This is a genomic window from Chitinophaga sp. (assembly GCF_036569125.1).
Classification (GTDB): domain Bacteria; phylum Bacteroidota; class Bacteroidia; order Chitinophagales; family Chitinophagaceae; genus Chitinophaga.
Genome location: NZ_DATCRF010000818.1, coordinates 1 through 12665, shown reverse-complemented (window position 1 = coordinate 12665; position 12665 = coordinate 1). Strand labels below are relative to the sequence as shown.

General features: G+C 47.7%; 7 protein-coding genes. 3 read left to right on the top strand and 4 right to left on the bottom strand.

Features of this window, described 5'->3' with window-relative positions:
* On the bottom strand, positions 1 to 620 hold a 620-nt coding region (locus VIM87_RS30170), incomplete at its 3' end, for a response regulator transcription factor (RefSeq protein WP_332000577.1).
* A gap of 98 nt (positions 621 to 718) precedes the next feature.
* Positions 719 to 3799, bottom strand: a complete 3081-nt coding sequence (locus tag VIM87_RS30165; protein WP_332000576.1) for a ligand-binding sensor domain-containing protein — start codon at positions 3797 to 3799, stop codon at positions 719 to 721.
* A 242-nt stretch (positions 3800 to 4041) separates the two neighbouring features.
* Here VIM87_RS30165 and VIM87_RS30160 point away from each other — a divergent pair, with 242 nt between their 5' ends.
* The 3 genes from VIM87_RS30160 (at position 4042) to VIM87_RS30150 (ending at position 8975) form a co-directional block, all read left to right on the top strand.
* On the top strand, positions 4042 to 4980 hold the full coding sequence (locus VIM87_RS30160; protein WP_332000575.1) for a WD40/YVTN/BNR-like repeat-containing protein: 939 nt from the start codon (positions 4042 to 4044) through the stop codon (positions 4978 to 4980).
* 348 nt (positions 4981 to 5328) lie between these two features.
* Positions 5329 to 7722: a glycoside hydrolase family 31 protein gene (locus VIM87_RS30155; RefSeq protein ID WP_332000574.1), complete on the top strand. Its 2394-nt coding sequence runs from the start codon at positions 5329 to 5331 to the stop codon at positions 7720 to 7722.
* A gap of 872 nt (positions 7723 to 8594) precedes the next feature.
* Entirely contained in the window at positions 8595 to 8975 is a 381-nt protein-coding gene (locus tag VIM87_RS30150) for a KGG domain-containing protein (RefSeq protein WP_332000573.1), read from the top strand.
* A 429-nt stretch (positions 8976 to 9404) separates the two neighbouring features.
* Here VIM87_RS30150 and VIM87_RS30145 read toward each other — a convergent pair whose 3' ends face one another.
* Positions 9405 to 10298, bottom strand: a complete 894-nt coding sequence (locus VIM87_RS30145; protein WP_332000572.1) for a DUF4382 domain-containing protein — start codon at positions 10296 to 10298, stop codon at positions 9405 to 9407.
* Between the two features lie 253 nt (positions 10299 to 10551).
* The gene (glgB, locus tag VIM87_RS30140; RefSeq protein WP_332000571.1) at positions 10552 to 12486 is read right to left on the bottom strand and encodes a 1,4-alpha-glucan branching protein GlgB; all 1935 of its coding nucleotides are present in this window, start codon (positions 12484 to 12486) and stop codon (positions 10552 to 10554) included.
* Positions 12487 to 12665 lie beyond the last annotated feature (179 nt).

The window sequence follows — 12665 nt, the reverse complement described above, 5'->3', positions numbered from 1 at the left end:
TACTTGTTCACCGCATCGGTACGGCTTCTTACGTGCAGCTTCTCATAAATATTATGCACGTGCCTTCTTACCGTTTCAATACTGATATACAGATTGCTGGCTATTTCCTTGTACAGGAAACCTTTGGAGAGCTGATCCAGGATCTCTTTTTCCCGGGAGGTTAAGGCTTCCAGCGCAGGATTGGGTTTGGCCTGCTTCTGGAAATAGGCTACCACACGCCGGGCTATTTGTGAGCTCATGGGAGAACCGCCTTCATGTACGTCGCGGATAGCTTCCAGCAGCTCGCCGGGTGAGGTTTTTTTGAGGATATAACCACTGGCGCCTGCTTCCAGGGCCTGGAATATTTTGTCGTCGTCTTCGTACACCGTCAGCATCATAAACTGCATATCAGGGTACTCTGTTTTCAGGCGTGCTATGCACTCAATCCCATTCATACCACCGGGCAGGTTAAAATCCATCAGCGCAACATTGGGCAATAAGTTGGGGATCTGCTCCAGCGCGGTTTCTGCATTATTAAAAGTACCTACGCAGGCATAACCATCAGAACCGTTGATCAGTAATTCCATTGCAGTACGGATATCATGATTATCCTCCACAATAGCTACCGAAATGATGTCCATGCTGTCCTGGGATTTCTTTTTTGAGTACACAGTTATTGAGTTTTACTTAGCGAATACGATGCAATTACTTAACACGAAAATGTGATACCAAAGGTAGATCAATTTAACGGGATATCGAGAAAAACTATGGTTCCGTTGTTGGAGGTTATATCTGCATGCCCGCCTACCGACTGCATGCGTTTCTGGATATTTTTTAATCCATTACCGAATAACCGTACTTTTTCCTGGTCAAATCCTTTTCCGTTATCTTTTATCAATATGGTCATGTGTTGCTGCATCTCAATTTCTATGATCACTTCTGTTGCCTTGGCGTGTTTTACCACGTTGTGCAACGATTCTTTTACCGCTAAATAAATATTACGGCGCGTGCCGCCGCTAAGCTTAATATTAGGAATAGTTTCCGGTATGTAAAACTGCTGCGTGATGTGTGCGTGCTCCAGGAAGTCGGCCGCAAAGCTGCGCATGTAGGCGATCAGGTTTTCCAGAGAATCATTGGATGAGTTCATTGCCCAGATGATCTCGCTCATCTTATCTATCATTTCACCGGCTGCGTCCGAAATGCGCTCTATCTCATTGGTTTGCGCAGGGTCTTGTATCTTCCGTTTTGCAATTTCACTTAACAGGCGTATCGTGGATAGTCCCGAGCCAAGATCATCATGCATATCGCTTGAAATACGCGCCCGCTCCTGGTCTACAGCCTGCTCTTTTTCCAGCTTCAGTTTTTCATGACGTATTTTATAATCAAGATACAAAGTAGAAAAATAATAAGCAATGCCTAACAATAGTAATAACAATAAAAATCTGAACCATAACGATTGCCAGAAAGGTATGCGTATCACTATCTCCAGCGTGGTAGGCGCAGTGTTCCAGATATCGTCATTGTTAGAAGCCCTAACATTAAAAGTATAGGTGCCCGGGCGCAGGTTGGTATACCTGGCCATACGGAAGGTACCGGCCGATACCCATTCCTCATCCGCTCCTTCCAGCTTATACTGCACCTTGTTCTTCAAAGGGTTGGTATATTCCAGCGGTACAAATTCTATAGCAATGGTGTTCTGGTTATAGGGCAGCTCAATATGGTGCAGCAGGGAAATGGCCGTGTCGGATTCATAAGGCCGGTCCAGCACCTCCATACGTTTAATAACTACCTTAGGTACAAACGGGTTAGGGCGGAAATTGCGCGGGTAAAACCCGTTCACCCCGCGTATGCCGCCAAAGAACAGCTCACCATCCACCGATTTAAAATAGGCGCCGGTATTGAACTCATTGGATTGCAAACCATCTTCATGATTAAACGTAGTGATCTCATTGGTCACCGGGTTTATTTGCGATAAGCCTTTGTTATGGCTTACCCATATACGGTCCCTGTCATCCAGCAGCACCCCGTAAAAGAAATCATTCACCAGCACCGGAAAATCATAGCTGTTGTAATGCTGCACCTGCTGGTAGTTGGCGTCCAGTATGAACAAACCGCGGCTGGTGGCTACCAGCAGCTGTTTATGCGCATTCTTGTTAATGCCTTTTACAATAGTGCCCGCGGGTAAGGGTACTATGCGCCAGTGTGTATTGCCTACATCCTTAACGTACAGATTAGCCTGTGTACCAACATATTGGTTACCCAGGTAATCTTCAAAATAACAGTTCAGGATCTCATTCGGGAACTGGTGTACCAGCGAGGCCTTGTATTTATTATTTCCCCGCTCGTCCGGGCTAATGGATAGCAGGTATTCCCCGTAAGGGAAATACACTTCGCCATTCACCCGGCGGAACATAAAAGGCGTATAGTTCTCCTGCTGCGGAGGCAGGCCCAGTGAATCAACCACCGGGGTCAGGTTCTCAAACTTCTTAGTTTGCACATTCAGCAGCCCCAGGTAGCGGCCCTCAAAATGGAGCCACAGGTATTTATAATTCTCCCTGTAAATGGCATTCACGGTATTGCCCGGGAACACGGTATGCCCCTCTGTATTGGAGATGCGTTCTATGAAACGGCCGCCTTCTTCATAAATATCCAGGCCGTCGCGCCACAAACCTATATACAGCTTCCCGTCATCATGCTTGTAAATAGACCGCACCATGTTATGCGATATAAAGGGAGAGCGGTACAGGTTAAACACCTTTTTATGCGGGGAGTATTTTTTTATACCATCCCCATTGGTGCCTACCCACATGTTATCGGCCGCATCGCGGTACAGGTAACGCACACTGTTCAGGGAGCGGGTTTCAAAAGTGTTAAAGGTGGTAATATGCTGGATCACCTCATTGCGGCGGATGGTGTATATCAATACGCCGTCGGTGCCGCCTATCCATACATTACCATTATGGTCCAGCTCCATAACCACCGGTTCAAACTGCACGCCTTTATCGTCGTACTCATTGATTAACAGGTCGGTGTACTTGTGCTGCTTTTTATTGAACATCACAATATGGCCGGCGCTGGCAATGATCATGGAATCGGCATTCAGGTTACGCATCACCGGCGCCTTGCCTATACCGGGCAGGCAGTAGGTGGAGAGGCGCAGATCGCGGGTGTTTAAAGACATCAGCTCACCCGGCTCAAAGTTCATCCATATCAAAGGGCCATCCATTAACAGGTCGGTGGGCACCAATCCCCGTTTGGTGAACTGCGGCGGGTACAGGATAATGCGCTTGATGGTGTAAGAGCGGCTGTCCAGCACATACACGCCTTTCAGCGGGCGCCACACCCATAGCTGGTGTGTGGCAGTGTCCTCCCCCAGTATCTTGAATTTCAGGGCCTGGTCGCGTTCCAGCTCATTCACGTAGCTGGTATCTTCCATTACCTGCTGAAAGGTGTTGCGGTAGGGATCGTATAAGCTAATGCCATTATTATGGGCCATCAGCAGCTGCCCCCGGCTGTTCTTATAAAAGCCGTATCCTTTATAACCCTTCAGGTCAAACCGGTTAATTACCGCCCGCACCCCGCTGGAGCTGCTGGCTACCAGGTTGCCCTTGCCCTCCCCTGCCTTGTTCTGCTCGCTGGTTTTGTAACGGTATTCATTAAACACATAACCATCAAAGCGGTTCACCCCATCACGGTTGGCAATCCACATAAACCCCTGGTTATCTTGTATAATATCGCTTACATAACTTTGAGAAAGGCCTTCGTTTACGCTGTAGGCATCAAATATATACCTCCCCTCCTGCGCAAACAGAGTTTTCATTACAAAAACAAATAAGGCAAGTAACTGCAGTTTCTTTTTTATCTGGGATGGTAAATAGCGCACTGATGCAGGTTAGTTGTTTGCAAATATATAAATCTGCATCACACTTTTGAATGATTTTGTAATTTTCTTGCTCACTAAGGTATTGTAAATAAATGTCAAAGATATTCGGCTATATATGCTTATGGTGCTGCTGCACTGTTTTAGCGGCCCGGGGCCAGCAAAAAAATTCCCTGCAACTCTTGACCCGTGGCCCGCTTAAAAGCATCCGGGGCCTGTGCGTGCTAACGGATAGTTTACTATGGGCATCCGGTACCGGCGGTATGGTAGGTAAAAGCACCAATGGCGGTAAAGACTGGCAATGGACCCGGGTAAGCGGTTGCGACAGCTGCGACTGGCGCGCTGTTAATGCCTTTAATGAGAAAGAAGCCGTAGTGGTAAATGCCGGGGAGCCGGCGCATATCTACCGCACACAGGACGGTGGCGCCACCTGGCAGCGGGTATATTATAATGATACCAAAGGCATTTTCTTCGACGATATGGACTTTGGGAACGCCCGGGAAGGCATAGCCATTGGCGATCCCCTGCAGGATCACTTCATGCTGCTGCGCACACAGGATGGGGGAAAACATTGGGATACCCTGCCGCTAAAACAGCGCCCTGCTGCATTAGCGGGCGAAGCTATTTTTGCAGCCAGCGCCAGCAACCTGCGGTTGCTGCCGGGGCAGCAGGCCTGGTTTATAACCGGGGGCGCCACGGCGCGCAGCATCCGGCTACAGAAAAACCAGTGGCAGGCCAATCCCCTGCCCATTATACAGGGCGCTGCCACGCAAGGCGCCTTTTCCATAGCAGTATTGAACACACAAAAGGCCATTGTAGTAGGGGGCGATTACCGTAACGATACCCTGCGTGAACGCAACTGCCTGCTAACAACAGATGGCGGTAAAACCTGGACGCAGCCTGCAGTACCACCGCAGGGGTTCCGCTCCTGCGTTATTTACATAAATGCCCATACCGCTATTGCCACCGGCACTTCCGGAACGGATGTTTCGTTTGATGACGGCCGGCATTGGCAGCTAATCAGCAAAGAGGGCTTTCATGTAGTACAGGCTGCTAAAAAAGGGAAGGCTGTATTCCTTGCCGGGAGCGATGGCCGCATTGCACAGCTGGTAACAGAATAATCAACGCTACGGCAGAGCACGTATACTTACTGTATAACAAATAATAATACAACACAAGTATTATGCATTCTTCGGGATTGATTGCTAAGTTTAAACCATGAAAAAAGTGCACCCGGAAGGAGTGCACTCTAAAGGACAAATAGGTTAAAGCAAAAAGTACGTTCGATAAATTGAATTTACCAAGTATTTAATATTTTTCATGACCGATTTAGCCAATACATCAATTTAACAGGTGAACGATGGATTAGCCAGCTCAAACGCGGAAAAAACAATCTTCACATGATTTTTTTTTAATTTAGATGAGTGGTTGGGTCTAAAGAGGAAGGATTGGATTTTTAAACGCAAACTATGCAAGTAACAAGCTCGTCGAGTAAGTATTCTGTAAAACACTACCCTGATAATATCAGGAAATGGCAAAAAGAAGGCAACTACTTCTATTTCTATACATCGGAGACCATACTGGAGGTAAGGATCATATCAGACAAGATTGTGCGGTTCCGCTATGCGGCAGATGGTAAATTTCAACGCGACTTCTCTTACGCTACCAGCGAACGGCTGGAAGAATCGCCCGTAAACTTTGGCATCCGCGAGTTTGAGGAGGTGTTTGAGATCTATACCGATATGATCCGCATCTGGATAGCGCGCGATAACCTGCGCCTTACCATTACCGATACGGAAGGCCGCATTATTAACCAGGACGAAATGGGCTTTCACTGGCAGCACTACCTGCAAAAAGGCGGTAAAATAGTGTACTGCAGCAAACAGGTACAGGAAGGCGAATGCTTTTTTGGCCTGGGCGATAAGCCTACCGACCTGAACCTGCGCGGCAAACGCCTGGAAAACTATGGTACAGATGCCTACGGCTTTCAGAAAGATACTGATCCGCTGTACCGCAACATTCCCTTTTATTACGGCCTGCACCATGGCATAGGATACGGTATTTTCTTTGACAATACCTTCCGCACCCTGTTCGACTTTGGCCATGAGCGGGAGGATGTGTGCAGTTTCTGGGCCCGCGGCGGGGAAATGAACTATTATTTCATTTACGGCCCTGCCCTGTTACAGGTAGCAGAAGCCTATACCAAAATAACCGGCACGGCCGAGCTGCCGCCCCTGTGGGCTTTGGGCTACCAGCAATGCCGCTGGAGCTATTTCCCTGAAAAACGTGTGCGCGAAATAGCCGCAGAGTTCCGCAAACGCCAGATCCCCTGTGATGTAATTCACCTGGATATTGACTATATGGAAGGCTTCCGCTGCTTCACCTGGAGCAAGGAATACTTCCCCGACCCTGCCGGCTTAATAAAAGACCTGGCCGCAGAAGGTTTTAAAGTAGTGGTGATCATTGACCCCGGTATAAAGGCCGACCCGGATTATGATATTTATAAGGAGGGCATGGAAAAGGACTACTTCTGTAAACGTGCCGACGGCGCTTTTATGGAAGGGGATGTATGGCCCGGCAAATGCGTGTTCCCGGATTATACGGATCCCAAGGTGCGCGACTGGTGGAGCAGCCTGTTCAAAGACCTGCTGGATACCGGCGTACGCGGGGTGTGGAATGATATGAACGAACCCGCCGTATTTGAAATGGGCACCTTCCCGGAAGATGTACGCCATGACTATGACGGCGAGGATGTAAGCCACCGTAAGGCGCATAATATCTATGGCCACCTGATGAGCAAGGCCACCGCAGCAGGCTTAAAGAAGTACCTGATGCCCAACCGGCCCTTTGTGATCACCCGCTCCTGTTACGCCGGCGCACAGCGCTGGGCCTCTGTATGGACGGGCGATAACGTATCGGAATGGGATCACCTGTGGCTGGCCAGCGTACAGTGCCAGCGCCTGTCCGTATCCGGTATTTCCTTTGCCGGCAGCGATATTGGCGGTTTTATCGGCGAACCGGACGGGGAGCTGTATACCCGCTGGATCCAGCTGGCCACCTTTCATCCTTTAATGCGCACCCACTCTGCCAGCAACGAAACCGGCTTTAACCAGGAGCCCTGGAGCTTTGGCAGCAAGTACGAGTTTATAGTTAAGCGCTTTATACAAATGCGCTACCGCCTGCTGCCCTACCTGTACACCACCTTTTGGCAGTACAGCCATTACGGCACGCCTATGCTGCGCCCCCTGGCCTTTGTAGCGCAGAATGATGAGCACACGTATAACCGCTCCCACGAGTTTATGCTGGGCGATGCCCTGCTCATAAGCCATGTGGAAGCCCCGGGCATGAAGGAAAAAGAGATCTACCTGCCTGCAGGCCAGTGGTATTACTTCTTTAATGATAAGCTGTATGAAGGCGGGCAAACCATAACCATCGCTACCCCGCTGGAAGAAATGCCGCTGTTTATAAAAGCCGGCGCCGTAGTGCCCAATTATCCCAACATACAGTATGTGGATGAGAAGCTGATAGATGAAATGATCCTGAACGTGTATTACAGCGAGCAGCCCACCCGCAGCACCCTGTATGAAGATGCCGGCGATCACTATGGTTACAAGAACGGCCAATCCAATACCATTAGCTTTAAGCAGGTATCTGATAAGCAGCAGTTCCGTTTAAAAAAGAAATTCTTTGGCCAGTATGAAGCGGGGTATAAAAAGCACCGGGTGCTGATACACGGCCTGCCGTTTAAGGCTACCGAGTATGTGGTGGATGGAAAAGTGTTTAAGCTGAACGCCCGGAATTTTGCAGTAGGGGTAGTGAAAGTAGCGCTGGAAAGAAAATTTGAAGAGCTGATCATACGCTAAGGGGTTAACATTAAGTTCATATTCGTTAATGATCCGTTATTAGTGGCTGGTTGTTGGTATTAGTGTGTTAGCTTTACATACAGCGATACATTCTTTACTAACACCTGGCCACTTTTTGTTGTAAAAAAAAGGGCACTAATAGATGGATATCTTAGTGCCTTTTCATAACCTATGCCAACTTTAGAGTTTATTCAAAAGTAAGCTGATTCGCGCTACAGGCAAAGTTTTCAGCCGCTCAAAAACTACAATGAACAAAATGAACAGCCTTGAGCGGAGTGAACATTCAGCAGGCAATTGATCAATAAGGATTCCTTACTTTCTTTTCTTTTTCACACTGCAAATGCAGCTTATAAATATTGATATGATAGCTGTGTTATAAGCTGAGCTGTACTAACGTTAATGCGTATACGTCCTGCACTGCTATCTTACCGCACTCCGCATATCATTTCCATTTTCATGCAGGCATACGGCGTTCAGCATCCTCCATCAGCGTTCAGCATTAAGCATTAAGCCTTCAGCGTTCGGCGTTCAGCATTAAGCCTTCAGCATTGAGCATCAACATTCCGCAGACCAACACATAATAAAAAATTTAATTACTCAAAATAATTAATATCAAACTGTATAATCATGTGCCCTAAAGTGTGGCTATTTTCCTTATACTGTAGAACCGGTTACCCGGCATATTCGTGATCACCGTTTCCGTTATAAGTGCATAATAACCACCTCCGTATATAATATTACCATAAATTGGCCCGATCCGCATCCACGGCCCGGCATGGCACAGTCCTTGTTCCCCCTTACACTGTAAACGCGCGTTTATAGCTTCGAGAGAAAAAACGGAAACCTATTTCAAACCACTTAAATCTGATGTTATGACAATGCAAAGCAGTCACTCCCAGGAAGAGAACTGGCAGAATGTTAACCGTGAAAACCCACAAATGGAAGACAGCACACCAGTTGAAAACGACAGTAATAATAATAAAGACGACAACCGTAAAACCGGTAAAGCCTTACGTGGGTTTGCGGCTATGGATATGGAAAAACAACGTGCCATTGCCAGCATGGGCGGCCGCGCTGCACACCAGCAGGGCGTAGCACATGAATTTTCATCTGAAGAGGCCCGCGCTGCCGGCCGTAAAGGTGGAGAAGCCGTAAGCCAGAACCGGGAACATATGGCTGCTATCGGCAAAAAAGGCGGTGAAGCTGCACACGGCCGCAGGCGCCAACGCCAGCAGGAAACACAGCAGCGCTAATAAGCATAACTAAGGCTAAAAACTTATTGACCGGAAGGTAACGGGAAAGGTAAATATGTGTTTACCGGTACTGTAACCTTCCGGTTTTTATTATTTATGCCTTATGCATAAAGCGTTAAATAACAAACTGAAAATAATGCACAGAAAATAAAGAAAGTGAACAGGAGCCTGTATAATACATCGGTATAGAAGCGTTCTTCCGTCACGTGTTTTCTTAAATGTTGCATACTAAAAAGAGGTTTTTACGGGTTACCAATTGGGTTACAAATGGGCGTTAACATATTTGGTTTCGTAAATATACTATAAAAAATAAAAATGGCAAGCTTATCCTTGACGAATGGCGCTAAAAAAAGATATGAGGCACGCAGCAGATAAGTTTCTGCCACATGCCTCACATCAAAACTATTGAGAACGATGAAAACCTTTTTACTACTTCTTCAGCACGATCTTATTAACGGTTGTTAGTTTATTACGTTCTACCGTAATACCTGTAAGGGTAGTATCCCTGTAACCGTTGGAAGCATTTACAAACAGATTGTAGCTACCGGGTTTCAGGCCGCGTACCAGGTAGTTGCCGTTAAACCAGGGCAGCGCAAAAGCAGTATCTGTATTATTGTATACCGTGATCACCGGCCATGCGGCATTAGGTGTTACCTGGCCACCCAGGCTGCCGGTTAGCTTCAGGGTATATACGGTAATTACCGGCTTCAGAATAAACTTGCCATCCCATACCTTAACAATAGAACGGTTCAGATCAAAGTCAAGCCACAGGCGGAAGTTGCCGGATGCAACTTCATCCCAGTCATCCCCGCGCAGTTTAATAATGATCTTAACCTGGCCGCCGGGAGATTTCAGCGGGTATTTAACGCTGTCTTTTACCAGGGAGTTGTTGCTGCCCAGCGTAATACGGATCTTCTTTACCTTGCCTTTGGCAACAATACCACCGGCCAGCAATGTATCCGCACCATTCCTTAAAGAAAGGATGTCGTATACACCGGGTTTAATACCCAGCGAATCCCATACATCGCATTTATCCTTATCGTCACGGCGGTCTTCATCCCACCAGCAACGGTCGCGCCAGTCCCAGTTACGGTCGTCATCGTCACTGCTCTTGGTGCAGGTATCTATCAGCACTTCCACTTTACGGATATCAAGAAACACATTGTCAAAAAAACCCGGATCATCAGACATGTAAATATTCAGCTTTTGCTGGTTTGGGCCCGGGCCTGGTTCTGTAGAATTATCTTTCTTACAGGCATAAGCCACCACAGCTACCAGGGCCAATAATACCACTGGCCACCGCAGGTTGCGGAGATTCTTCATAAATAAATGGTTTTAGGTGATTGTTGTGTTGTTTTGTTTTATTGAACTTGAAACTTGATATGGATGTTTTTCGTTTACATATGGTTTTAGCCTGTCTACACGCGCGGTATTCTATAAACGTCTTTTTTAGATGGAAAGTGTTAAAGAAAGTTTAAAGAGAAGGAAAAAATTTTCCGGGCATAGTGTTTCCCAATCATTAACAGTTGATAATTAATGATTATTGAACGTAGTCATATAAGGATCAGATTTTTTACTACACCCCTTTAAAAACAGCTGCACCCAGGGGCGGCACGCGCAGCGTAAACGTATAATCCTTGCCGTTATAAGGCTGCTGCACGGTTTTTATGGGTGAGGTATTTAATACGCCGCTGCCGTAATAGCGCGGGTCATCGCTGTTCAGTATCTCCTGCCAGGTACCTGCTGCAGACAGGCCTATCATATAATTTTCATGCGTGGCCGGGGTAAGGTTTAATACTATCAGCAGGGTATCTTCAGGGTCTTCACTTTTACGCAGGTAGGCCAGCACACTGTTATCGTAGTCCGATACGTTCACCCACTCAAAACCATCATAGGAAAATTGCTGCCGGTACAGGGCAGGCTGCGAGGTATACAGGCGGTTCACATCTTTTACAAACTGCTGCAATCCTTTATGCGTGGGGTGATCCAGCAAATGCCAGTTCAGCTCTGAACGGAAGTTCCATTCCTGCGTTTGCCCTATCTCATCGCCCATGAACAGCAGCTTGGTGCCGGGGTGGGTGAACATATAGCCGTATAACAGGCGCAGGTTTGCAAACTTCTGCCAGTCATCGCCCGGCATTTTATAGATCATGGGCGATTTGCCGTGCACCACCTCATCATGGCTCAGAGGCAGCATAAAATTTTCGCTGAAAGCATAGGCAATGCTAAACGTAAATTCGTCCTGGTGCCATTTGCGGTGCATCGGATCGCGCTTAAAAAAAGCAAGCGTATCATTCATCCAGCCCATCATCCACTTCATACCAAAACCTAAACCGCCTAAAAATACCGGGCGGGATACGCCGTAAAAAGAGGTGGATTCTTCTGCAATGGTTTGGGTATCCGGGTGCAGGTGGTAGATCCTTTCATTTAAATGTTTCAGGAAAGTAATGGCTTCCAGGTTTTCCCGGCCGCCTTCTTCATTGGGCGCCCATGCGCCGGTGTTGCGGGAGTAGTCCAGGTGTATCATCGAAGCCACCGCATCTACCCGCAGCCCGTCAATATGATATTTATCCAGCCAGTACAGGGCATTGCTCAGTAAAAAGCTCCTTACCTCGTTGCGCTTATAATTGAATATATAGCTGTTCCAGTCGGGGTGATAGCCCTTACGCATATCCGCATACTCATAGGTATGCGATCCGTCAAAACGGAACAGGCCATGCGCATCATACGGGAAATGGGAAGGCACCCAGTCCAGTATTACACCAATACCTTCCTGGTGAAAAGCATCCACAAAGGCCATAAACTCCTGCGGGGTGCCGTAACGGGAGGTGGGCGCATAATAACCGGTTTGCTGGTAGCCCCAGGATCCGTCAAAAGGGTGCTCCCCTACCGGCATCAGCTCCACATGCGTAAAGCCCATATCTTTTACATACGGCACCAGGCGCTCCGCTATTTCTTTATAAGAATAAAATACTTCGTGGTTATCAGGGTCTGGCCGGCGCCAGGATCCCAGGTGCACCTCGTATACCGTAAAGGGGCTTTGCAGGCTGTTATGCGCATGCCGGCGCTCCATCCACTTCTTATCCTTCCACTGGTAATCCAGGTTCCAGGTAATGGAGGCGGTATTGGGGCGCAGCTCCCAGTGAATGGCATAGGGATCGCCCTTATACAGCTCCTCGCCGGTGCGGGAGCGGATGAAGTATTTATATAAGCTGCCTTTTTTTACTTTCGGAATAAAGCCCTCCCATATGCCGGAATTGTCCCAGCGTGGGTACAGGGTATGCGAATAGCGGTCCCAGTTATTGAACTCGCCTATCACTGAAATATAAGCTGCATTGGGCGCCCATACGGCAAAGTAGGTGCCGGCTTCCCCTTCATACTCCACGGCATGTGCGCCAAACCTTTCGTACAGGCGTTCATGCAGGCCTGCCTGGAAAAGCTCCACATCTTTTGCGGAGAAAAGGGAAAAGGGGGCTACTGCGGGTAAGGTGCTGTTGGATTCTTTTGACATCAGGCTGCTTGATTTCAGTTTTTTTTCCGGGGAATTGCTTCCCGTAAAGTAATAAAAAAAGTCCTCCTCCGCTTACGGAGAAGGACTTTTATTTTCTATTGCGCAATTAGATTAATACCTGCGTTTAAAGCCAGGTTTGGCAGAACTGGTCCTTCTGCCTTCTTCTCCCTCACGGCGGG